This window comes from Paenibacillus macerans (genome assembly GCF_900454495.1).
GTDB lineage: Bacteria > Bacillota > Bacilli > Paenibacillales > Paenibacillaceae > Fontibacillus > Fontibacillus macerans.
The window spans coordinates 2,547,495-2,571,245 of sequence record NZ_UGSI01000001.1 but is presented as its reverse complement, the minus strand read 5'-3'; the positions used below and the strand labels follow the sequence as shown (position 1 = coordinate 2,571,245).

23 protein-coding genes and 2 pseudogenes are annotated in these 23,751 nt (G+C 48.8%); 20 read left to right on the top strand and 5 right to left on the bottom strand.

Going from position 1 to position 23,751, the window contains the following annotated elements:
- Positions 1 to 17 precede the first annotated feature (17 nt).
- Positions 18 to 947: a GTP cyclohydrolase FolE2 gene (folE2, locus tag DYE26_RS11440; RefSeq protein ID WP_082207854.1), complete on the bottom strand. Its 930-nt coding sequence runs from the start codon at positions 945 to 947 to the stop codon at positions 18 to 20.
- Positions 948 to 1,225: 278 nt separating this feature from the next.
- Between folE2 and DYE26_RS11435 the strand changes: the two genes are divergently transcribed.
- The 7 genes and pseudogenes from DYE26_RS11435 to DYE26_RS11405 all read left to right on the top strand — a co-directional run bounded on the left by DYE26_RS11435 (position 1,226) and on the right by DYE26_RS11405 (position 7,156).
- Positions 1,226 to 1,675, top strand: a complete 450-nt coding sequence (locus DYE26_RS11435) for a Fur family transcriptional regulator (RefSeq protein WP_036624143.1) — start codon at positions 1,226 to 1,228, stop codon at positions 1,673 to 1,675.
- A gap of 234 nt (positions 1,676 to 1,909) precedes the next feature.
- A complete protein-coding gene (locus DYE26_RS11430; protein ID WP_036624142.1) occupies positions 1,910 to 2,671 on the top strand; it encodes a class I SAM-dependent methyltransferase in 762 nt (253 codons plus the stop codon).
- A 38-nt stretch (positions 2,672 to 2,709) separates the two neighbouring features.
- Positions 2,710 to 3,750, top strand: a complete 1,041-nt coding sequence (locus DYE26_RS11425) for a FecCD family ABC transporter permease (protein ID WP_036624141.1) — start codon at positions 2,710 to 2,712, stop codon at positions 3,748 to 3,750.
- A complete protein-coding gene (locus tag DYE26_RS11420) occupies positions 3,747 to 4,526 on the top strand; it encodes an ABC transporter ATP-binding protein (protein ID WP_036624140.1) in 780 nt (259 codons plus the stop codon). Before DYE26_RS11425 ends, DYE26_RS11420 begins: the two co-directional genes overlap by 4 nt.
- An 81-nt stretch (positions 4,527 to 4,607) precedes the next feature.
- Positions 4,608 to 5,621, top strand: a complete 1,014-nt coding sequence (locus DYE26_RS11415; protein ID WP_036624139.1) for an ABC transporter substrate-binding protein — start codon at positions 4,608 to 4,610, stop codon at positions 5,619 to 5,621.
- Positions 5,622 to 5,694: 73 nt separating this feature from the next.
- Positions 5,695 to 6,036 (top strand): annotated as a pseudogene (locus tag DYE26_RS11410) ((2Fe-2S) ferredoxin domain-containing protein); the annotation flags it as partial.
- 52 nt (positions 6,037 to 6,088) lie between these two features.
- Positions 6,089 to 7,156, top strand: coding sequence for a CobW family GTP-binding protein (locus tag DYE26_RS11405; RefSeq protein WP_036624138.1), 1,068 nt, complete (start codon positions 6,089 to 6,091; stop codon positions 7,154 to 7,156).
- Between the two features lie 65 nt (positions 7,157 to 7,221).
- Here DYE26_RS11405 and DYE26_RS11400 read toward each other — a convergent pair whose 3' ends face one another.
- On the bottom strand, positions 7,222 to 8,220 hold the full coding sequence (locus DYE26_RS11400) for a CobW family GTP-binding protein (RefSeq protein ID WP_036624137.1): 999 nt from the start codon (positions 8,218 to 8,220) through the stop codon (positions 7,222 to 7,224).
- Positions 8,221 to 8,425: 205 nt separating this feature from the next.
- On the opposite strand from DYE26_RS11400, the gene DYE26_RS11395 reads away from it, so the two are divergent.
- The 7 genes from DYE26_RS11395 to DYE26_RS11365 all read left to right on the top strand — a co-directional run bounded on the left by DYE26_RS11395 (position 8,426) and on the right by DYE26_RS11365 (position 14,705).
- The gene (locus DYE26_RS11395; RefSeq protein ID WP_036624136.1) at positions 8,426 to 9,244 is read left to right on the top strand and encodes a MerR family transcriptional regulator; all 819 of its coding nucleotides are present in this window, start codon (positions 8,426 to 8,428) and stop codon (positions 9,242 to 9,244) included.
- Between the two features lie 50 nt (positions 9,245 to 9,294).
- A complete protein-coding gene (locus DYE26_RS11390; protein WP_036624135.1) occupies positions 9,295 to 9,969 on the top strand; it encodes a DUF554 domain-containing protein in 675 nt (224 codons plus the stop codon).
- A 614-nt stretch (positions 9,970 to 10,583) separates the two neighbouring features.
- Positions 10,584 to 11,618 carry an amidohydrolase family protein gene (locus DYE26_RS11385; RefSeq protein ID WP_036624134.1) on the top strand — a complete coding sequence of 345 codons (1,035 nt, stop codon included), beginning with the start codon at positions 10,584 to 10,586 and terminating at the stop codon, positions 11,616 to 11,618.
- 18 nt (positions 11,619 to 11,636) lie between these two features.
- On the top strand, positions 11,637 to 12,263 hold the full coding sequence (locus tag DYE26_RS11380; protein ID WP_036624133.1) for a hypothetical protein: 627 nt from the start codon (positions 11,637 to 11,639) through the stop codon (positions 12,261 to 12,263).
- Positions 12,264 to 12,503: 240 nt separating this feature from the next.
- A complete protein-coding gene (locus DYE26_RS11375) occupies positions 12,504 to 13,175 on the top strand; it encodes a response regulator transcription factor (protein WP_036628423.1) in 672 nt (223 codons plus the stop codon).
- Complete coding sequence (locus tag DYE26_RS11370; RefSeq protein WP_036624132.1) at positions 13,172 to 14,251, top strand: HAMP domain-containing sensor histidine kinase; 1,080 nt, start codon at positions 13,172 to 13,174, stop codon at positions 14,249 to 14,251. Before DYE26_RS11375 ends, DYE26_RS11370 begins: the two co-directional genes overlap by 4 nt.
- 73 nt (positions 14,252 to 14,324) lie before the next feature.
- Complete coding sequence (locus DYE26_RS11365) at positions 14,325 to 14,705, top strand: hypothetical protein (protein WP_036624131.1); 381 nt, start codon at positions 14,325 to 14,327, stop codon at positions 14,703 to 14,705.
- 81 nt (positions 14,706 to 14,786) lie between these two features.
- On the opposite strand, the gene DYE26_RS11360 is transcribed toward DYE26_RS11365, so the two are convergent.
- A complete protein-coding gene (locus tag DYE26_RS11360; protein WP_036624130.1) occupies positions 14,787 to 15,554 on the bottom strand; it encodes a MurR/RpiR family transcriptional regulator in 768 nt (255 codons plus the stop codon).
- 180 nt (positions 15,555 to 15,734) lie between these two features.
- Here DYE26_RS11360 and DYE26_RS11355 point away from each other — a divergent pair, with 180 nt between their 5' ends.
- Genes DYE26_RS11355 through DYE26_RS33110 form a run of 3 tightly spaced genes read left to right on the top strand, consistent with a single transcriptional unit; the run spans position 15,735 to position 18,870 of the window.
- Positions 15,735 to 17,177, top strand: a complete 1,443-nt coding sequence (locus tag DYE26_RS11355; protein WP_051985558.1) for a PTS transporter subunit EIIC — start codon at positions 15,735 to 15,737, stop codon at positions 17,175 to 17,177.
- Between the two features lie 43 nt (positions 17,178 to 17,220).
- Entirely contained in the window at positions 17,221 to 18,699 is a 1,479-nt protein-coding gene (locus tag DYE26_RS11350) for a sulfatase family protein (RefSeq protein WP_036624129.1), read from the top strand.
- Positions 18,700 to 18,714: 15 nt separating this feature from the next.
- A complete protein-coding gene (locus tag DYE26_RS33110; RefSeq protein ID WP_144245273.1) occupies positions 18,715 to 18,870 on the top strand; it encodes a PTS glucose transporter subunit IIA in 156 nt (51 codons plus the stop codon).
- A 412-nt stretch (positions 18,871 to 19,282) separates the two neighbouring features.
- On the opposite strand, the pseudogene DYE26_RS11345 reads toward DYE26_RS33110, so the two are convergent.
- Positions 19,283 to 19,521 (bottom strand): annotated as a pseudogene (locus tag DYE26_RS11345) (transposase); the annotation flags it as partial.
- Between the two features lie 321 nt (positions 19,522 to 19,842).
- On the opposite strand from DYE26_RS11345, the gene DYE26_RS34835 reads away from it, so the two are divergent.
- On the top strand, positions 19,843 to 19,998 hold the full coding sequence (locus DYE26_RS34835; protein ID WP_213510683.1) for an NAD(P)H-dependent oxidoreductase: 156 nt from the start codon (positions 19,843 to 19,845) through the stop codon (positions 19,996 to 19,998).
- A gap of 179 nt (positions 19,999 to 20,177) precedes the next feature.
- Here the strand turns inward: DYE26_RS34835 and DYE26_RS11335 are convergent, their stop codons facing one another.
- Complete coding sequence (locus tag DYE26_RS11335) at positions 20,178 to 20,831, bottom strand: GntR family transcriptional regulator (protein ID WP_036624127.1); 654 nt, start codon at positions 20,829 to 20,831, stop codon at positions 20,178 to 20,180.
- 152 nt (positions 20,832 to 20,983) lie between these two features.
- On the opposite strand from DYE26_RS11335, the gene uxuA reads away from it, so the two are divergent.
- Both uxuA and DYE26_RS11325 read left to right on the top strand, forming a co-directional pair.
- Entirely contained in the window at positions 20,984 to 22,060 is a 1,077-nt protein-coding gene (gene uxuA, locus DYE26_RS11330) for a mannonate dehydratase (RefSeq protein ID WP_036624126.1), read from the top strand.
- On the top strand, positions 22,060 to 23,670 hold the full coding sequence (locus DYE26_RS11325; protein WP_036624125.1) for a mannitol dehydrogenase family protein: 1,611 nt from the start codon (positions 22,060 to 22,062) through the stop codon (positions 23,668 to 23,670). Before uxuA ends, DYE26_RS11325 begins: the two co-directional genes overlap by 1 nt.
- Positions 23,671 to 23,751: the final 81 nt, after the last annotated feature.

Here is a 23,751-nt window from a genome sequence, read left to right as displayed (position 1 = left end):
GAGAAGAAAAGTCGCTGTTAATGCGTCAGCGCTTCATTTCTTTTATCGTACGTAATCACTGCATAAGCATCATGCATATGAATCGATTCCTCATTTCGACATTCCACCGTGAAAGCTTGCACCGCCTCCATTTCATACAAATCCGCAGCGACAAGCCTCACCATATCTTCCACGAAACGAGGGTTTTCATAAGCCTGTTCCGTGACCCTCTTCTCGTCCGGGCGTTTCAGAACCGGGTGAAGCGCACTGCTGGCATTGGATTCCGCTGCTTCCAGCAACATCGCTTTCCAATCACGCACCGGGGGCGAAGCCGGATCGATCTCGACGGTCATCGTCACCATCCCGCGCTGATTATGAGCACTGTATTCGCTAATTTCCTTGGAGCATGGGCATAACGTGGTTACGGCTGCTCGCAGACTTACTTCAGCAGTAAAGGGCTTCCCCTTCTCATACGCGGTTTTGATCGAGGCCTCCGCATGATTTAGCCCCGCATTCTCCGTAACCGGGGCCGTTCGTTCGTAAAACCAAGGAAAAGTCATCGTTATTTCGGCCTTGTCCTGTCCCATCCGTTCCGCAAGGTCACGGACAAAATCGCACAGATCCGGAAGTTCGCTTGTCCAGCCTTTTTGACGATATCGTTCCAATTGTTCCGTCAGCCTGCTCATATTAATGCCTTTGGACTCCCGAGGCAAGCTCGTAGTCAGCGTAATCGTCGCAACACTGGTTTGGGTGCCCGGCTCCATTTCGGAACAAACCAGGATCGGGTGTTGAACCCTGCAAATACCGACACGGTCAATGGGAAACAGGTAGTCTTCCCGACGATTTTGTAAATCGGCCATTTGTTCTTTGACTGTCGGTTTATTTCCGGGAATGGGGGCAGTGGAACCGAAGCGTCGATGCCGCTCCGGTTTGGCGGGGAGAATCTTTTGGTTTTTGATTGGTTGCATTGTATACACCTCATGATCGTGCGGTGCGGTTCAAGCGGATCGTTGATTTTTTTGCCGTAATTAACGATTTGCCCGGGGAACCGATCATGCACATATGTTTATTCGTAATTATTACTAATAAAGTTTACTATAAAATTCGGATCGGGTAAACATATCGCTTGGTGAAAATGACAATCCCCCCCTTTCTTTGCTAAAATAAAAAGACAGAATTCTTTCTGACGAAACGTCCGTACGCAAGCGGGATGCTTCGTATACCGAAGAAGGGAACGTGCGATGTTATGAAAGAAAGCCAATCCAAAGTAAGAGAGATGCTGGATACAATGGCGCGGAACGGATGGAGGGTGACCGAGCAACGAAGAACGTTGGCGCAAATTTTTGCCGACCATGAAGGTTACCTGTCGCCCAAAGATGTCTACGATCAAATGTCCGTCCGTTATCCGAGCATGAGTCTGGATACGGTTTACCGCAATCTCCGGATGTTAAGCGAGATGGGGGTATTGGAGCATTTCTACTTTATGGATGGCGGCTTGAAATTCAAGGAGAATTGTACGGCGCACCATCATCATCACTTGATTTGCGTCAATTGCGAAAAAACGCTTCCTTTTGATTATTGTCCGATGGACCATGGCCTTGAGTTGCCGGGGAATTACAAAGTGCTGCGGCATCGTTTTGAGGTTTACGGAATTTGCGAGTCCTGCCAGGCACAGCAGAATGAAGAACAACCATAGGGTAGATAACAGGCTGCCTGTATCCATTGATCAGTAAGCATGCAATCTCTTCGGGAGAGAGCATGCTTTTTTTACGGGATGGATAAAATCTATTGATAATCGTAAAAATTACGAATAATATAGTAGAGTAGCACTTATTCCTAAGGAGGACGTGGAGATGGAGAAAAAAGACGGGAATATCAGGTTGTATATTAATCGTAATTATTACTATTAAAATGGCGGGTGGAGAAATCGATGAGCATAGGCGAAACGATAAAATGGTATGAAAAAAGCTTTGGCGAAGACTATTTGCTTGTCTATAAGCATCGCAATCAACAGGAAGCCGATCGTTTGGTTCAAAAGGTTATGGACTGGTTGAAGCTGCCCCCGGGAAGCCGAATCCTCGACCTTTGCTGCGGAGCGGGCAGGCACGCCTTGGCACTGGCCGATGCCGGCTATCGCGTCACAGGCGTAGATCTTTCCCCCGTACTGCTGCGAAAGGCAAAGGAAGCCGATTCCGGCGGATGCGTTAGGTGGGTTGAAGCCGACATGCGCGCTTTGCCGGAAGACGGCACTTTCACGGAATACTTTGATGCGGTCGTCAACCTGTTCACTTCGATAGGCTATTTCGAGACGGACGGCGAACAGCTTAACGTCCTGAAGCAAATCCGGATGGCGCTCATGCCGGGCGGACGTTTTGTCATCGATGTTTTGAACGCCGGGTATATCCAAGATCATCTCGTTCCTTTTTCCAAGCGGAAAGAGAACGGCGTGGTCATTTCAGAGAGCCGATCGATTCAAAACGGCTTCGTGACCAAGGAAATCGTGATCGAAGAACCGGGGAGCCGGTCCCGCAGCTATACGGAACGCGTGAAGCTTTATTCGCCGGAGGTGATGAAAAGCATGTTGGATGGCGCGGGCCTTCAGTTGGAAGCGATGCGTGGAAGTTACGACGGAGAGGCCTACGATGAGCGGCATTCTCCGCGAATGATCCTGCTGGGGTATCGGGAGCCATGAACAACAAGAGGCAACCCCAAGCTGCCGGGAGCCGCTTCATGTTCTCCGGGATCGTGATCATGCTGGCAGCCTTGCTGCTGGTGTCGGTTACGATCGCGGTGATGCTTGGCCCGGTGGCGATCGGCCCGGCGACCGTCTGGAAGATCGCATTTTCCCATGTGCCGGGCTTCTCCGGATGGGTGGAGGAAACCTGGAGTGCCGGTCAAGGGCATATCATTTGGGATATCCGCTTCCCCAGGGTCCTCCTTGGCGTAATCGTCGGTGCCGGATTATCCGTTGCCGGCGTCGCCGCTCAAGCGCTCATGCGCAATTCGCTGGCCGATCCGTATATTCTTGGCGTATCGTCGGGAGCTTCGGTCGGGGCGACACTCGTCATCCTGTTCGGAGCGTTTCAATTTTTCGGACAATATGCCTTGTCTCTCTCGGCTTTTCTCGGTTCGCTGGCCGCGATGGGGATGGTGTATCTGCTGGCGCGGGTAAGGGGAACCCTTTCCACCACGAGGTTGTTGCTGTCGGGAATCGCCATTTCCATGATGATGTCGGCGGCCACGAACTTTATCGTTACGATGGCGCCGCGGGAGGAGGGCATCCGCACGGCGCTGTACTGGATGATGGGCAGCTTGACGGGGGCGAAATGGGGGGATTTGGGCCTGCCCGCTTTCGTTGTACTCGCCGGCGCTGCGCTGCTGTTGTTCCAGTATCGGGCGTTAAACTCGCTGTTGATGGGCGATGATGCGGCCGTTACCTTGGGCGTGAACATCCAAAGTCTCCGCATCGGCTTGATATTGACCCTGGCTATGCTTACGGGCACGCTTGTAGCGATCAGCGGCTCCATCGGGTTTGTCGGGCTCATGATCCCGCATATCGTCAGGCTGCTTTTTGGTTCCGACCATCGCCGGGTACTCCCGATCAGCTTGCTGCTGGGAGCTCTCTTTATCGTATGGGCGGATGTCCTGGCCAGACTCGTCCTGGCGCCAGAGGAATTGCCGATCGGCATCGTCACCGCGTTATGCGGCGGCCCGTTTTTTATCTGGCTGCTGCGGCGCAGCTCGTATACGTTCGGGGGTGGACAGGAATGAACATCAAAGTGGAGGAGCTGTCTTTCGGCATTCGGGACAAACGCTTGATCGAAGCCATATCCCTGGAAATCCGCGAAGGGGAGTTCGTCGGGCTGATCGGTCCGAACGGCAGCGGAAAATCGACGCTACTCAAAAATATGTACCGCGTGCTGAAGCCCGACAGGGGCGGTGTCTACCTGAACGGACAGGATCTGTTTCGTATGACGCAAAAGGAAACGGCGCGGCAGATGGCAGTCGTCAGCCAGGAAGCAAACGTCGCCTTCGATTTTGCGGTCAAGGATATCATTATGATGGGGCGCGCTCCCCATAAGCGCATGCTGGAGGCGGACTCCGCGCGGGATCACGAGATCGCGGAACAGGCTTTGGCGCGGGTAGGTATGGGGCACGCCGCATTCAGCAGCTTTTCCACCTTGTCGGGGGGCGAAAAGCAGCGCGTGCTGATCGCAAGAGCGCTGGCTCAGGAAGCCGGCTTTTTGATCCTGGATGAACCGACCAACCATTTGGATATCCGCTACCAGCTGCAGATGATGGATTTGGTCAAGACGCTCCAGCTGACCTCGTTCGCCGCACTTCACGATTTGAATATCGCCGCCTATTACTGCGATCGCATCTATGTGCTGGAGGCAGGCAGGATCGTGGCGTCGGGGAGCCCCGATGAGGTGCTGCGGCCGGATTTGCTGCGCCGCGTTTTCGGAGTGGAGACGCAAATTTCACGGCATCCGTATACGGGAAAACCGTCGATTACCTACTTGCCGGAGATGATCGCAAACCGATGAAGAAGGAGTCCTAATATTTGGGGCCCGCAAGCTTTATGAGGTTGTTCAAAACAAACAACGATCATACGGAGGAGAAAGATCATGAAAAAGAACATCACCCCGGCGCTTCTGCCGGCCATCCTTATTCTGCTGGCGGTGCTGATCGCATGCGGCGGCGGCAAAGGTCCGTCGGCATCCCACATCTCACCGTCAAGCCCGTCCATATCTTCAACAACCGCCGGGGAAGGGTCTGTCGAATTGGAGAATATGGGGGAAAAGCTGAGCTTCCCGGAAGCGCCGAAACGGGCTATAACGCTCAATCAGCACGCGACTGAGGTAATGCTGGCGCTGGGCCTCGAATCGTCGATGGTGGGGACGGCCTATCTGGATGACAGCATCCTGCCCGAATTCAAGGAAAAGTATGACGATATCCCGGTATTATCGGATAAATATCCTTCCAAAGAAGTTTTTCTGGACGCTTCGCCTGATTTCGCTTACGCGGGCTGGCAAAGCGCGTTTACGGAGGAGACGCTCGGTTCCCGGGCGGATTTGGCTGCTCAAGGCGTGATGACCTATGTGCAGGAATCCTCCAATACACCAAAGCCGACGCTTGAGGATGTGTATCGGGACATTTTGAATATCGGGAAAATTTTCCGCGTGGAGGACCGGGCCGAAGCGCTGGTGGACGGGATTCGCGGCGAGCTGGAAGAGATTCAGGCGCAAATCGGCTCCGTAGAACAGCCGCTTAAGGTTTTTGTCTATGACAGCGGGGAGGACAAGGCGCTTACGGCGGCCAATACGTATTTGACCAACCTGATCAATCAAGTGGGCGGAAAAAATATTTTCGACGATATCGATAAGGGATGGGCAGAAGTAAGCTGGGAAGAAGTGGTCCATCGCGACCCGGATTTGATCATTATCATCGACTACGGGGACACGACTGTAGAGCAAAAGAAGGAACGCTTAATGAGCCTGTCCTCGTTGGCCGATGTGAAGGCGATCCGCGACGAGCGGTTTATCGTGTTGCCGCTATCGGCGGCGGCCGAGGGCGTCCGGGCGCCGATCGCGCTAAAAACGCTTGCCGCCGGTTTGTATCCGGATAAAGTAAAACCGTAACTTGACACGAGCCCCCGCGAAAGGCCGATTTTCAGCTTTTTGCCGGGGAGATCTATCGACAGGGAGGCTGTTCATGGCAACTTGGGATTTGCAAGAGACGTTCTGCCATTTTCTTATTTGTAACGGCGGCAGCTGCATGCAGCGGCAGGCCGAGGAAGTAACACAAGCGATCAGGGACGAAATCAGTTTGCTCGGAGCGGATCGGCAAATGCACACGACGCGTACGCGCTGCAACGGACGATGCGCCGACGCTTGCGTCGTGATCGCTTATCCGGAAGGGGTATGGTACAAAGATATGACTCCTGAGTTGGGCAGGGAATTGGTACGCCGACATGCCGCCGAAAGTCGTTTAGAGGAACGAATCGTCTATAGGTTTGAGCAACGATTTGTGGCTACCGGGCTTTCTGTGGCAGGCCAAAAAAAGCCATCCGAAACTGTGATTCGCGGCGAAAGGGGGAGCATACAAGATGAAAATCGTTCCGATTCTGATATTGTCGGGGTTCCTGGGAAGCGGGAAAACGACCTTGCTGACCCGAATGCTGGATGACTGTTTAAAGAAGGGGATCAAGCCTGCCGTGATCATGAATGAAGTGGGCGATGTCAATTTGGACGGCCAACTGGTGGATGGGGCGGTACCGATGAGCGAAATGCTTAGCGGCTGCATCTGCTGCACGATTCGCGGCGACTTGGCCATGGAAACCAGGCGGCTGATTCATGAAGCGTCCCCCGATCTGATTCTCATTGAAGCAACGGGGGTTGCCAACCCGATTGAAATCTTGGACGCGATCACGGAAGCGGCTTTGCTTACCCCTATCGAGATCCGGGCGATGATTACCGTCGTCGACGCGGCGCATGTTCTGCATCGCTCCCGCGGAGGAAAGGGCAAAACCTACCGGTTGATGACGGATCAAATCCGGTGCGCGTCGATGCTTGTCCTGAACAAAAGCGACCTGGCAGGTACGGAAGAATTGGAGGAAATTCGGAAGATCATGACCGAGTTGAACCCGTTCGCTCCGATCGTAACGGCAGCTTATTGCGACATGGACGAAGCCGTTTGGTTGCGGCTGCTTGCGGAGAAAGCCGAAGATGGCGCGATCGATCGCTTGCTTGCAGTACGGGAGGAGCGGCCCGGCGGCGGCAATCCTGACGACCATAGGCACGAACATGAGCACGATCATGAACGTGAACAAGAGCATGAACATGAGCATGAGCATGGACACAGTCACGGCCATTCCGGACACCATCATTCCTACGATCATGTCATGGTGTGTTCACACTATTTTCCGGAACCGATCGATGGCGGCCAGTTGGAGCGGGTGATGAGGGAACTGCCCAAGGGGGTTTACCGGGCAAAAGGCATTTATACATCCAAGGAAACCGGGGAACGGGTGATGTTTCAATTTGCCTATGGGCAATTGGAACTGATTTCGATCCGGCCGCAAGGTCAAGTTCAAGACGTGGCCGTTTTTATCGGGGAGCATTTTTCAAAGCAGGTTCTGCTTAGGAAATTGGAGGAAGCCGTTAGGTCTGCATAAGCTAATCAGAAAACAAAAAGAAGCGGCACGTTAGCGTGTTCGCTTCTTTTTTACACCAATCCGATTTAGTCGGCTACGCAGGCGGCAAACTGCTTGCGGAACCATTCCTCGTCCAAATTTCGCCCGATCACAACGAATTCGCTGGCCGGCACCTCATCGAGTTTCCAGTCCCGGTCCGGATACGCGCCGAACAGCATGTGAATGCCTTGGAAAACCACTCTTTTTTTGCTGCCTTTGATATTGAGGACCCCTTTGTAGCGGAACGTGTCCACGCCATGTTCGATCAGCCATTCGTTAATGAAACGTTCCACCTTTTTCAAATCGAGCGGGCGGGATTCGCGGAAAAACACGGAGAAAACCTCGTCATCGTGATCGTGGTGTTCTTCTTCCAGAAATCCGGGTTCAACCTCCAGTTTCTTCTCCAAATCGAAAGCGCCTATGCCCAGGATGCGGTCGATTTCAATTTGCGATTGCTGCGTACGGTAGATCTTGGCCGCATGGTTCATCGCGTGCAGGCGCCCTTCCAACTGCTCAAGCTCTTCTTCGGAAACGAGGTCCGTTTTGTTGAGCAGCAGTACATCGGCAAAGGCGACTTGTTCTTGCGCTTCATGGCCCTCATCCAGATGTTGTCCGGCATGCTTGGCGTCCACCACCGTGACGATCGCGTCCAGCTTGTAGAAATCGGCAACTTCGTCGTCAACGAAAAAGGTTTGCGCCACCGGGGCGGGATCGGCCAAACCGGTGGTTTCGATCAGGACGCGGTCGAAATCGGCTTGACGGCGACCGCCCTTTCCGAGCTTCGCATTTTTCAAATCAGCGAGAATGCGGATAAGATCGCCCCGGACCGTACAGCAAATACAGCCGTTGTTCATTTCAAATATTTCTTCATCTGCGCCAACGACAAGTTGGTTGTCGATGCCGACTTCTCCGAATTCGTTGACGATGACCGCGATTTTCTGGCCGTGTTCTGCGGTTAACACATGATTCAACAGGGTCGTTTTTCCGGCGCCGAGAAACCCCGTCAAGACCGTAACAGGGATGCGAGGATCTTGTAAGGTTGCCATCTAATTCACTCCTTCAAATAGGGTAAGTTGCTTAATCGTAAATATTACTATTAAATTATAGGATTTGGTGAATGGATTGTCAAACTGCTTTTTCATCGGCTTCAGCAGCCGCTTCGTTAAACCAAACTTTTCTTTCGAGAAGGGTTTTTATTTTGCACTCTAGCATGGTATTGTAACTTTATCCATTATAAAAAAGAGGTACATTATGAATGAACTATTTTCAATAGGAGAAGTTTCCAAACTGTTTAATATAGATGTCCGCCTGCTTCGGCATTATGACAAAATATCCTTGCTGAAGCCGGAGTTTATCAATGAAGAGAATGGTTACCGGTATTATTCTACACGTCAATTTGAGTGCCTGAATACGATCCGTTATCTTCGCTCTTTAAATGTGCCGCTTCCTATTATCCGCGAGTTTTTTGATAATCGCGACGATAAAAAAATGCTTGAAATTCTTATGGAACAAAAAAGACAGGTAGATGAGGAACGGAAACGACTGGATCGGATAGAAAAGAAGATTTACAGTCGGATTCAGCAAATTGAAGATGCCTCACAAACTGAATACGGCAGAATAGAAGAGCGCACATTGGACGACAGGACGCTTGTCATGCTGAAGAAAGAAATCTCCGTTGCAGAGGATTTGGAACATCCTATCCGAGAATTGGAGCAAAAGAATTCTCTCAACTCCGTTATGTTTCTCGGAAAGGTCGGTGTCTCGATTTCATCCGAAAATCTATTGAAACGGAATTTTGATAAATTTTCTGCCATTTTTGTTGTTCTTGAGCCAGGGGATGATGATGTGAAAGACACATGTTGTCTGCCGGGCGGATGTTATCTTACCCTGCGCTTTCATGGTACACACAAGGATGCGGAGCCGGCCTACGTCAAAATGTTTCAGTACATGGAACAAAAGGGATATGTTCTCGCAGGAGATTCATTTGAATTTGCTTTAATAGATTACGGACTCACCAACGATCCTTCAAAATTTACTACCGAAATACAAATTCCATATAAAACAACTTGACCCTCCAACTATTGGAGGGTTTATTGTGTTTCAAAAAAGGAGGAGGATTAATGTTAGGTACCATTGTAAACACTGCTGCTATTTTGATCGGCAGTGCAGTTGGAGCATGTTTGAAGAAAGGAATAGGGGAAAAACATCAAAATGCATTATATAACGCTATGGGACTTGCAGCCTGTGGTCTAGGCATTCACGCTATTGTTCAAAATATGCCCAACAGCCATTTCCCAGTGATGTTTATTATCAGTCTGGCAGCAGGAAGTCTGATAGGCTCCATGTTGAGTTTGCATGAAAAGTTTGAAAAACTTACTGCGAGTTTTACAAAAGGAAATATTGGGCCAGGACTTTCCACGGCAATATTGTTGTTTTGTGTTGGAACATTATCCATTTTGGGCCCGATGGAAAGTGCTCTTCATGGCGACAACACCTATTTGTATACAAATGCTACACTGGACTTTGTCACTTCGCTGGTTTTGGCATCAACCTATGGAATTGGGATTGCTTTATCTGCAGTACTGTTATTTTTATGGCAAGGGGGGATATATCTCTTTTCAGGATATTTATCGAGTTTTTCTGCAGAATTATTAACTGAAATCTCGCTTGTAGGTGGTTTCCTAATCTTTAGCTCAGGTCTTTCCATCTTGAAAATTAAGGATTGTAAGGCTCTGAACATGTTGCCATCCTTATTTGTGCCAATTCTGTGGTTTTTGATAAAAACTGTAATCTAACACATAAAGGGGAAATTGCCGTGAAATTTATTGTTCAACCGGGGGTTTTTCAAGTTCTGAATGATGTCCGATATTTCAATTGCAAGGTGCAGACAGGTTGGGTTGATTCTGAAAATAGAATGTTTAATGTAAGTTCATAGGCTTTGTGATTATTTTTACGATTTCTTGACCTGTTGATCTCACTTTTACTACACCTTCCAGCTATATTACCCCCCCTGGAGGTTCGATTCCTCTCGTCAGCCTTTAACAAATGAAAGAGCTCTTGAGTTTCCCTTTGTGGAGATTCAGGAGCTTTTTGAATTTTGGAACCTGCCATCAAGGATATTACTAACTTTAATATATCTTAAACATTTCGTAATCAACTTAAAAACAACTGCACAATACAATACAGGCATCAGAACGAAAGGATGATTCATTTGGAAAACAAACTTCGAAGAAAAAATCAAAAATCGTCTGCATCGCGCCTGGGAGGAATGGAAGCCCGGTTACGAAGACTGGCTTAAGTGCCCAGATGGGCTTTACAAGACTTGAGCTGATTTGAAAACAGCCTGTAACGAAGCAATGCCGGTTATCATCGCATGGCGAAAGCTCAAAACTCTAAAATGGAGGTTTTTATGGAGGATACAAAAAAGAGACGGATGATGCCACTCCTTCTGTTGTTAACGGTGGTCTTTTCGTTCAACGCTTGGAGCAGTGCTTCCATTTCCGCTGCCAAAACTATGGATACTAAAGCTGAAACTAAGGGGTCCGAAAAAAAGTCGGATGAGCGGCAGAGCACGCCGGCGTTGGATGTGGTTGACACGCAAATCCATATTGGGCCAGGCGGGATCAAGGAAACGCTGGCTGCGATGGATGCGATGGGGATTCAATCTGTGCTGATTGATGAATTTTGGCTGCCGGGTACGGATTATAAACCCCATCATGATCTATCGGAGGGGGCGATCCGGCCTATCAACCCAACGGCCGAGCTGGCTGCCCAACTCTACCCCGAACGCTTCTCGTGGGTTCTCAGGGTAGATAGAATGGACCCGGAATACGCAGCTATCATTCGGATGGTCCGTGATGCGCCATCCGGACGCGGGATAAGAATTATTCCCGGCATGACGCTCAAAGATACGCAAGCCTTTGCCGACGGCGAGTATGATCATATCCTGGCGGCTACCGAAAAAGCCGGTCTTCCGCTGTTTCTTTACCTGCCCGATCATCCTGAACTCATCGCTGATGCTGCAAAGAAATTCCCCAACCTGCGCATCATTGTTGATCATATCGGACTTTACAGCAATGCTATGCGTACGATGTTCGGCGGTGCCGTCCCGGCGCGTTCCCCGGAGGAACAGCAGGCCTTGTTTGATAAAGTGCTGGCGCTTTCTACATTTCCTAATATTGCGCTGAAATGGTCCCACGCTTCAGAAATGTTCGACACCCCGGTCTACCCCGGTGAGGACCTGCAGCCCCTTCTGCGCAAGGCAATTTCAAGCTTTGGCGCGGATCGGATCATGTGGGCCAGCGACTTTTCGGTCAATCAGCGGGGAGAAAACTGGTCAGAGATCCTGTACGGAGTTAAGGGGAATTTTAAACTGTCCGACCAGGAGCGTGCGGCTATACTTGGCGGAACTGCACGCAAGTGGTTGAATTGGCCTGTTCAATAACCTTCTAAGGAGAAAAAAATGACTAAAACATTCAAAAAAATCGGTTTATTATTTGCGGCAACTACTCTTGTTTTTGGCTTAGTAGCATGTAGTTCAAATGTATCAAGCCAGAGTGCAAATGAGTCAACAAGAAGTGAAGTTCTTTCACAATCCCACGAGGTAATTTACGAAATGAATGAAGTAACCAAGGACAATAGCAAGGAGTTGCGCTTGACTTCCCAAAAAGAAGCAGAAAAATTATACGGAGATTCAAAGGAACTTTCTGATCAAATCAAATTAACTTTATTTAATTGGTGGGGAAATTGGCAACCAGACTATGAGTCTTGGTTAAAGATTGCGGATGGCTTATATGCTGAGAACGCTGATATTACAGCTATTGGTGGCGAAAAGCAGAAGTACAGCGATTACAGAGTTGCGATGAAATCTCAACGTGACCAATTCGATATGGAAATGGGACCAATTATGAATATTACTGTGGATGGAAATACAGCGACACTGATTTATTATATGTACCTAACACCAAAGGCTTCACCTGATACAACAATTAGTATGATTGTGACAGAATATAATACCTTTGGAGAGGTAGATGGTAAATTAATGGTAACCGACCTGCATCTCTATACCGATGGCGGCGGTATTCATTAATTTTATTGATTCGTTTTAAAACCAACTCTGAAATTAGATAAGACAATAAAACAGACTAGCCGATGATGGCAAAACTTAAGCTGATTTCCAACAGCCAGTAACGGAAGTAAGCCGGTGCGTGTATTGATCACGCGCATCGGCTTTATTTTTTTTGAAGTTGCTTAATGCAAGGGGGAAACCGCAAACATAACTTTAATATCTCTCTGTTATAATAGGAGAAAATTCATGGGGGCGTGGCCTATGTTTAAAATATTGGTTGTGGAAGATGACAGGGAGTTAAATCACGCTGTCTGCTCTTATTTGAATCAGAATGGGTATCAGGCTCTGGGGTGCCTGAACGCCAATGAAGCATATGACGCCATGTACGGAAATCTGTTCGATCTGATCGTCTCCGACATCATGATGCCAGGGACGGACGGCTTTGAATTTGCCGAAAGCATCAGGAGCCTGAATCAAGAGATCCCGATTCTCTTCATGACGGCGCGGGATGATTTTGCTTCCAAACAGCGGGGATTTCGTGCGGGGATCGATGATTACATGGTAAAACCCATCGACCTGGACGAACTGGTCTTACGACTTGGCGCCCTGCTGCGCAGAGCGAAGATCGCGTCCAGCAAACGGCTGGAAATCGGGAGCCTGACCCTGGATAGCGAGGAATATACGGCCTATTTGAAGGACGAGGAAATCCCATTAACCGTCCGCGAGTTCAACCTGCTGTACAAGTTGTTGTCCTATCCGAAGAAAACATTTACCCGTTCGCAGTTGATGGACGAGTTCTGGGATTCCGACACCTCCTCCGGCCCCAGAACCGTGGATGTGTACATGACAAAACTGCGGGACAAATTTTCTGAATGCAGGGACTTTGAAATCGTTACCGTGCATGGGCTGGGATACAAGGCGGTGGTGAAATGAAAGGGTACGATTCAGACATACGGGTGACCCGCAGCCTGTTTTCTCCTTGGCATTATCTGTTCTTTTTCCTGGTGATCTCCTTTGTGGTCAGCTGCTGTTTCCTGCTGTTTTTTGCGGGATTGGATCTTCCGGAGGCGGTAATCTCGCGCAGCGCACCAATGACCTTTGCGAATGTGGTTTTCCTGAGTGCACTCTTTTGCCTGGTTGACGGTATCCGCCGGAAATTTACCGTAGAGCGTCCCGTAAAACGAATTCTGAAAGCCACGCGCCGCATCACTAAGGGCGATTTCAAGACACGTATCCAGCCCATTCATGGACCGAATAGCAGAAATGAATTCGATATCATTATCGAAAATTTGAATCAAATGGCGAAAGAACTCTCCGGTATCGAAACATTGCGTACGGACTTTATCGCCAATGTCTCCCACGAACTGAAGACACCGCTGGCTGTGATCCAAAATTATTCGACCATGCTGCAAACCCCTGCTCTGCCGGAAGAGAAGCGGATGGAATATGCCAAAACGCTCACATTAGCTTCCCGGCGGCTGTCGGACTTGATCACCAACATTTTGAAACTGAATAAGCTGGAAAATCAACGGATTTTTCCAGAAACCCAAAAATACAACCTGGGCGAGCAGCTTCGCGAATGCCTGTTGGGGTTTGAAAACACATGGGAAAAGAAAACGTTGGAGATCGGCATAGACATTGAGGAAGACATCGCGGTTGAAGCGGATGCAGAACTTTTGACGCTGGTGTGGAACAACCTTTTTTCCAATGCCGTGAAGTTTACCGAGCCGGGCGGTAAAGTGAGCGTCAGTCTGACAGCGGAAGAAAATTGGGCCGTGGTCAAGGTATCGGATACAGGCTGCGGGATCAGCCCGGAGGTAGGAAAGCACATTTTTGAGAAGTTCTATCAGGGCGACAAATCCCATGCAATGCAGGGCAACGGCCTTGGACTTGCCCTTGTTAAACGTGTCATTGATATTGTCGGCGGCGAAATTTTGGTGGAAAGCGAACCGGGAAAGGGAAGCACCTTCCTTGTTAGGCTGAGGAGAGGAACCGAGGATGCGATTTAAAAATATCCATCTAAATATCGCTCGCTCATTCTGAAATATAGCTTCATCATTTACCTAAAGGGAGGCATTGGACATGGAAAACGAAAACAAAACTTTTACCTATATGTATTCCGCAAAGCAACAGGAGGAAGTGAACAGCATCCGTCAAAAGTATATCCCCAAAGAAGAAAACAAGATGGAACAGTTGCGCAAGCTGGATAAAAGCACTGAAACACCCGGAACCATCATTTCGATCATAGTCGGGGCGATCGGCGTGCTGCTCATTGGCGTTGGACTATGCTGCACGTTGCTTTGGATAAACGCCATGCTGATTCCGGGGATCGTCGTCGGTGTCATCGGTATCGCGGGCGTAGCTCTAGCCTATCCGCTGTTCAACTTCATCACGAAAAAGCAGCGCGAGAAGTTGGCTCCGCAGATTATGAGACTTAGCCAAGAGCTGATGGATGAGAAGTGAGCGGTAAATAGCTTAATGCGTAGCGGCAGCACTGAAAGGAGGAAGTATGCGAAGGAAACACATAAAAAAGAACACAGTATTTTATTTTAAACGCGCACTCATTTTCTCCTTAAGATATTGCTCAAACTCAAATGTAATTAAATCAATAATATTGTGTATGAAACTGGAGGTAAAATGAGTCTCATCAGAGTCTTCAGAATAAGTTGAAATATTAAAGACAGAATGATGACTAAGCCAGTTTTGACTGGTGTTTGTAAAGGATATAACCGGAATTTTTTTAAGTAAAGGTATGGCCAAGGCTTCTTTCATGGCATGATTTTCGCCGGAAAATGAAAATACGATCAACAGATCCTCGGGTTCCAATTTTTCGATGACCGCGCTTGTTAAATGAGTTCCGATGTCTAAAGGGATCAGGCTCATGCTGATGCCCATTTTTAAGAAATTGCGTTGCAGCACCTGGGCCTGAAGCTGCTGGCTCAATCCTGTAGACAGCAAATAAATCCGCTTACTATTATAGATTTTGTCATACAGCTTTGGTAAATCCATTTGCTTTGTTTTATTCAAGATATGAATCAATTGCTGCCCAACATGCTCAATCGGAATGACCGGAGAAGTCTGATTATTGTGATTGTCCCATTGAATCAGATATTTAAATTCCGAGTAGCCTGAAAAGCCCAGCTTTTGTACAAATCTGAAGATGGAGGACTTGGAGGTAAAGCTTTTTTCAGCCAATTCCACAATACTGAGGTTAGAAATCTCCGCTTTGTGGCTCAGAATAAAAGCAGCGATTTGGTGATCCAATTCATTTAGTTTGGCATAATGTTTCTCTAAGATTTTTTCAAACTTCATCGTAAATCCTTTCTTTCCCAATCATTTTCTGAATGTTGGACAATTTCCCAAGGTTCTTTGAAAGTGTTTTTTTTCGTTTGCAGCGACTTTATACTAAGTTTATCGTAAGCGCTTGCTTAAAGGCAATGGTTCGACTAATCCGGATTAGAACTACTTGCAGCTGCGGAAGGAGCAAACAGGATGAGCTATGAAGCACTGGCTAAGGAAATCATTAAAAACGTAGGCGGGTCCGGCAACATTTCAAGTTTGGAACACTGCGCGACACGCTTAAGGTTTAAATTACATGACGACGGACAGGCACAGACAGAAGATTTAAAGAAATTAGATGGAGTAGTAACGGTTGTAAAAAGCGGAGGACAATATCAAGTTGTCATTGGGCCGCATGTAGCCGATGTATATAAGGAAGTGGTGAAGGCAAGACAACAAGGCGGCGGTGATGCTTTATCCGAAGGCGAAGGTGCGTCAGCCGCTCAAAAACCCGACAAGAAGGCAAAGGTACTTGATCGCTTTATCAATGTGATCTCGGGCGTATTCACACCGGCATTAGGTCTTTTAGCAGCTTCAGGCATCGCCAAAGGCTTGGCGGCGGTCTTATTGGCCACGAACGTATTGTCCGCGCAATCCGGGGCTTATATTTTATTATGGGCGATTGGGGATACCTTCTTTTATTTCTTCCCGATTATCTTGGCCTATACTTCCGCAAATAAGTTTGGATTGTCGCCCATTTTGGGCATCATCATCGGAGCTTCCCTGGTCTATCCAAGTTTGACCGCTTTACTGAGTGAAGGAAAACCGATCTATACCCTCTTTGAGGGAACGATTTTTCAGGCGCCTGTATACTTTGAGGTGTTCGGAGTACCGATTTTGTTAATGAAGTATGCGCAGTCGGTCATTCCTTCAATCATAGCCGTTTTCTTTGCCGCCAAAATCGAGAAATGGTTAAAAAGGGTGCTTCCCAAGGTGATTCAAATGTTTATGGTGCCTTTTGCCACTCTGATTATTATTGTTCCGCTCACTTTTTTAATTATTGGTCCTGCGGCGACCTGGTTAGGAGCTATATTGGGCTTTTTGGCCAAGGGAGCATATGATTTGAATCCAACGCTTGCGGGTTTGTTTATCGGCGGATTATGGCAGGTGTTTGTGATGTTCGGCCTGCATTGGGGATTGATACCTATTAGCTTAATTACGATAGCCCAATTTGGCTTCGATCCGCTTCTGGCTTTGATGCTGGGCACGCCATTCGCCACATTGGGTGCGGTGCTGGGCGTCTTTTTGAAAACCAAAAACTCCAAGCTGAAGACGCTGTGCGTTCCATGTTTTGCGACGGGGATTTTTGGCATATCGGAACCTGCCATTTATGGAATAACGTTACCCAATAAGTATCCTTTTATCTTTACCCTTGCAGGGGCTTCCATCGGTGGAGGGGTAATGGGATTCCTGGGCTCCAAAGCTTATGTGGTCGGCGGTATGGGGATTTTGGCGTTGCCTAATTACATTAACCACGGGAACTTCGACATGGGCTTTTTCGGGGCTGTCATCGGAATTACGATTGCCTTCATCGTCACTTGCTTGCTTACCCTTTTCTTTTGGAATGACAGTAAAAGCGTAAATGCCGTTAAATAACCGCCGTGAAAATAAAGAAGCAACTCAAAAGGATGGAGAAACCATGAGAGCTCTTATGATTATGTTTGATACATTAACCCGCAGTTTTTTGCCTAACTATGGAAACGATTGGGTACAAGCGCCTAACTTTGAACGTTTAAGAGAGAAAACCGTGACTTTTGCCAACTTTTATGGCGGAAGCATGCCATGCATGCCGGCAAGAAGAGAGCTGCATACAGGGAGATATAACTTCCTTCATCGTGGCTGGGGGCCGCTGGAAAGCTTTGATAACTCGGTTTTTGAGAGGCTGCAGGAAGCGGGGGTTTACTGTCATCTGGTCACGGATCATTCTCATTATTTCGAGGATGGCGGAGCTACGTACCATAACCGTTATTCGACTTGGGAGGGGTTTAGAGGGCAGGAAGGCGACCGTTGGGTTCCGCGCAGTCAAGCAATGTCCATGGATAATCAAAACCCTTTCAATAAAACAGGAATTTCGGCAGTACAGCATTACGCCAACAGAACCAGACAAGTAAACGAAGAGGACATGTCCAGCGTTCAAACGATTCAGGCCGGCTTGGATTTTCTTGCCCACCATCATGATAAGGATAACTGGTTTTTGCAAATTGAATGCTTCGATCCCCATGAGCCTTTTTATGTTCCGGAGAAGTATCGGCAGCTATATGATTGCAAGGAAGATAAAGACATCCCCTTTTGGCCAAAGTATCAAAAAATCGATTCGGACAGTAATCATGAACAAATCGACGGGATGAGAAAAGAATATGCTGCATTGCTGAGCATGTGTGATTATCATTTGGGCCGGGTGCTGGACTTTTTGGATGATCACAACATGTGGGAAGATACCTTGGTTATCGTCAATACGGATCACGGCTTCCTGCTGGGAGAACATGACTGGCTGGGCAAAAATATTGCACCCATGTATGAAGAAATTATCCATCTTCCGTTCTTTATGCATATCCCCGGAGAAGATTATAATGACGGGAAAGTTTACGATGGATTGTGTCAAACCGTAGACATTGCGGCAACCCTGTTGGATTATTTCAATATTTCCGATGATTACCATCGTGACGGCAGGTCTTTAATCTCCATGATCAAAGAGGAAATGGGTCATCATGCTGAAATTCTTTTTGGGGTCAATGGCGGACATGTTGGCGTGTATGACGGCAGGTACGTGTATATGCGCAGCTCGGCCAAACCGGATAACGGACCTTTGGTTAATCAGACGCTGGCGATGACAAGAATGAGGGGCTTCTTTACCGATGATTCCTTATCGCAAGTGAAACTGGTCCCGGGAAATCGCTTTACCAACGGCATGCCCGTATTGCAGCTGCCTGTTGAAAACTATATTAATTCTTACGGAATCGGAAATTTGCTGTTTGATATGAAAAAGGATCCAAAGCAAGAAAATCCGTTGACTGATCCAGAAATTGAAAAAGCCATGATTGAAAAGCTGGTTAAAAAAATGAAGGAGATCGAGGCGCCGCTGGAAGAATTCGAACGGCTTGGCCTAATCAAGAAATAGGAAGGAATAAAGCTTATGTTTGATATCGAGCTTATTCAACAGGCCGGTTATCCATTCGTGACGCCGGTCATTGTACCGGTTGGCCAAGAGTTAGTTAAGCGAGTTGACATCTTACAGAATAGTAACGATGATACACGGCCTGACATCGATTTGTTGCGTATTGTTTTATGACATTGCCTAAATAGAACGGGTTCCCGCTCTGCCTTTTCCGGCAGAGCAGGAACCTTTTTGTTATTTAGCGTACCTAGAGGCACGGATGGATGACTCATCCAATTTACGGAATATTGTGAAAGTTGAGGCAGATCAACATCCGCTGTCCGGACGCTTTGCACGATTATCCCGTTTGATCAGGGAAGCAGAGAAAGAGATAAATTCATGAGAAGAGATAGGTTTGTAAGAAGCAGACTGTTCGAGATCATTAGACAGGTTTGTGGGAAGGAGGTTTCGGAGAAGTGAAGCAGACCTGACCGGAGGGATGGGGCAAGACACCGGAAAAAATGAAAGGACCGTGATCTTGCTGCAACTAGAATCCGTTTGCATCAATGCCGGCACCGTTCAACCACTTCTATCAAGCTGCTGCCGCAAGGGGCAGATGCGTTCCTTCAAAAATCGTGCCGACCAAAGGCGATGTTTGAGGCTTGCATTTTCCGCACTCGAACAAGGGGATATGCCGGAAGCCAGACGGCTGCACCGGGTGTGAGCGCAGCGTGGGCAAACGAAGCCGCTTGGCCACTTCATCGCGATCAGCGCCTCCATGCAGTCCTGCTCGCTTTGGTAACGGCTGCTGAATGGCTGAAGTTTCGTTCCGGTATTGACCTCTATGTTCACTCGCCCTCGAATCAAGAATTCACGAACATAAGTTCCATTTATTTCATTATACCAAATGTATGTTCCCTCATCAAGCCGAAATTCTTACCTGAACCGGCTCATTTTTTCCTTATTAATCCCTTACCCTAGCCCTCAACCCCTCCCCTCTGAACGAAAGGGATAATCGTGCAAAGGCAAGCAGCATGTGCAGGGACACCAAGACACGAACGCTTTCATGCGAAAAACCTTGTCCGATAGAATGCTCGATCGTGCTCTTTATCAGATGTCCGCCCAGATCCGTCAATTTTTCAAACTTTCTATATATTCCAAGACGATGTGCTGACCTTCGGATGGGCATTCGGGCCCGGCGGCGACCATTTGAGGGGCAAAGAGTTTGTCGTGGCGACAACGACAGGCGGGGAGGAGAAGGGATACCGCGCTGGCGGACACAATTGGTTTACGCTCAGCGAATATTTGCGACCGATCCAATGAACATTGAGCCGGTGCAACGGGACTTATTTACCGGCCTTCGTCTCTTACAGGCCATCGCCCGAGGAGCTGCCGCATGAGGTTAAGCGGTATGTTCAGCATATTATGAGCCCTCTGGCCGCCTTGGCCCAGTAATAACAAGATAAGCGGGGCTTCGGCCCCGCTTTTGCTATGAAAAACGTCTATGCCTTAATATACTCCGAGAAATTCTCCTGCAAGTACCGTGAATTAATATCTTCCCGCAGATGATGGTCGATCAGTTCGTCAAGTTTATCCAGTTCCTTATGCATCATCATTTCGAGAATGGTTTGATGCTCTTTATGGATGTCCACCAGCTTTTCCTTCCTCAACATATGCAGTCTGCGGTATCTGGCGTAATGGACACTCGTCTGCTGGATCAAATTCCACAGGAACTCTCGCCCGGCCAATTGAAACAAGGACTGGTGAAAGGCGTCGTCCAGGCCCAGAAATCGTTCGCTGTCCTCGTCCTCATCGATGACGGCCTGCTGCTTGTCCAGGATCTCCCTGAGCTCATGAACTCCTTTGAGCGGGAGATGGGCGGACAAATCTTTGCTGATTTCTTTTTCGAGCACGCTTCGCAAATAAATCATTTGTTCGACCGACTCCAAATCAATAAAGGAAACAAGGTTGCCTTTTTTGGGATAGATATCGATATAGGATTCCAGACTGAGCTGCTTCAGCACATCGCGAAGCGGGGTCCTGGAGATCCGGAAACGTTCGGACAGGGCGGTCTCGCTAAGAATGGCGCCGGGTTTTAGCTTTAGGGTAAGGATTTCGGTTTTTAGTGATTTCATGATCTCATCTTTAATGGACATGTTGACTCCTGCTTTGGTTTTTGTGTTTATCTGGCATACATCATGTTAACACAATTAAAATTCGGACCTGGTGATAAATCTTACAGACGCTTACCAATCTTGTGTTTTATGATCAACTCAATCTTGTATACAAGAAGGAGGAGATCATTGAAATGAATATGACATGGCGCTGGTATGGGGAAGGGAACGACAATATTACGCTTGACCATATTCGGCAAATTCCCGGAGTTATGGGCATCGTCTGGTCCTTGCATGACAAGGTGGCCGGGGAAGTATGGGAAATGGAACGGATTCAGGAAGTGGCGGATCAGATCACCAGCAAAGGCTTCAGCACCGCCGTCGTGGAGAGCGTCAACGTTCATGATGATATCAAAATCGGCTTGCCGACACGCGACAAATATATCGACATCTATATCGACACTATCCGCAAGTTGGCCAGGGTTGGCGTTAAGGTGATCTGCTATAATTTCATGCCGGTTTTTGACTGGACGCGCACGGAACTGTACAAGGAGCTTCCGGATGGCTCGAACGCGCTTTTTTATGAAAAGGCTGCCATTACGGATAATCCGCGGGAGATGGTGAACCGGATTCTGAAAGGGGCCGGAGAATTCACGATGCCGGGCTGGGAGCCGGAACGGCTGGCGAAGCTGGATGAGTTGTTCGCCGCCTATGCGGATGTAACGGAAGAGAAGCTGTTCGAGAACCTGAAATATTTTTTGGAGCGGATTATTCCGGTATGTGAAGAGGTGGATATCAAAATGGCGATTCACCCCGACGATCCGGCTTGGCCGATCTTTGGCCTGCCGCGCATTATCCGCAGCCGGGACACAATCCGCCGTATGCTGGACGCCGTGGACAGTCCGTACAACGGCCTGACTTTCTGTACGGGCTCGCTGGGCACGAATCCGGAAAACGATCTGCCGGCGATGATCCGCGAGTTCCATGACCGCATTCATTTTGCGCATATCCGTAATGTGAAAGTGTTTGATAACGGAGATTTCATCGAGGTGTCCCATCGCGGGCGCGATGGCAGCGTAGATGTCGCGGAAGTTGTAAAAGCTTATCACGAAAACGGATACACCGGTTATGTGCGTCCCGATCACGGGCGGCATCTGTGGGGAGAAGAGAAAAACTGCCGTCCGGGCTATGGCCTGTATGACCGGGCGCTGGGCGTGATGTATTTGCTGGGCGTTTGGGACAGCCTGGAAAACGCTAGGGAGGCCAAGTAATGCTGCGTCTTAGCCGGGAAAGTCTAAAGGCTGGCCGATCCGCCTGGGAAGCGGCGGGCGTTGAGCTGCCGAAGTTCGAACTGGAGACGGTAGCGGCGAATACGCGGGTTAATCCGCGGTGGGTTCACTTTGGCGCAGGCAACATCTTCCGGGGATTCGTGGCGAATGCCCATCAACAGCTGCTGGACAGCGGCCAAGCGGATACCGGAATTATCGCCGCGGAATCGTTTGATTTTGAGATGATCGACAAGGTCTACAAGCCTTACGACAATCTGACGCTGCTGGTGCTGATGAACGCGCGCGGCGAGTTTCAGAAGAAAGTGGTCGGCAGCATTGTCGAAGCCCTTGCCGCGGACAAAAACCGGGCAGCGGATTACAGCCGCCTGATCGAAATCTTTGAGCAGCCGAGTCTGCAAATGGCCAGCTTCACCATTACGGAAAAAGGATATTCGCTCACCGGTCCGAACGGCCAATATCTAGGGATCGTGGAACAGGATATCGCGAACGGTCCAGCACAGCCGATTCATGCGATGAGCATCGTCACTTCGCTGGCGTACCGCCGTTATTTGAAAGGCCGGTATCCGATGACATTTGTCAGCATGGACAATTGCTCCCATAACGGAGACAAGTTAAAGCAAGCCGTCTTGACGATGGCCAAAGAGTGGGCGAAGAGAGGTTTGGTTGAAGGCGGATTCATCGACTATCTTGAAGATGAACACAAAATTACGTTCCCGCTGTCCATGATCGATAAAATCACGCCGCGTCCGTCGGAAACGGTGCAGGCGGCGCTCTTGGAGCAGGGGATCGGCGATATGGAGGTGATCGTCACCTCCAAGCACACGTATACCGCGCCTTTCGTCAATGCGGAGATCAGCGAATATCTGGTGATCGAGGACAAGTTTGCAAACGGCCGTCCGCCGCTTGAAGAGGCCGGGATTATATTCACGGACAGGGACACCGTCAACAAGGTGGAAACGATGAAGGTCACGACCTGTTTGAATCCGCTCCACACCGCACTCGCCGTTTCCGGCTGTCTTCTAGGATTTACATTGATTGCGGATGAGATGAGGGATGATACGCTGCGCAAGTTCGTAGAAACGATAGGCTACACCGAGGGGCTTCCGGTCGTGGTCGACCCCGGCATCCTGAGTCCCAAGGGGTTTCTGGACGAGGTGCTGCAGGAACGTTTCGCGAATCCGTTTATTCCCGACACCCCGCAGCGGATTGCGACCGATACTTCGCAGAAAGTAGGCATCCGTTTTGGTGAAACGATCAAATCCTACATGCGAAGGGAAGACCTTAACCCGGAAAGTTTAACGGCCATCCCGTTGGCGATTGCCGTCTGGTGCCGTTACTTGCTGGGCGTGGACGATGAAGGCAAGCCGTTCACTTTAAGTCCGGACCCGCTTTTGGAAACGCTGCAAAGACATTTGGCAGGGGTGAAACTAGGTGATAAAACTGCGGGAGTCCGCGCCATTCTTGAGGATGGGCAGATTTTTGGCGTTCCTTTGTACTCGATTGGGCTCGGCGAGAAAATTGAGGGCATGTTTTATGAGATGCTGGAAGCTCAGGGGGCCGTGCGGCGAACGCTGGATAAATATCTGAAATAAACGCAAGGGAGCTTTTGGAACTTATTGAGCTCGGATATCTCGTATATTCGGAAGCCTTTCCGGAAACAAACCGAGGTAGGG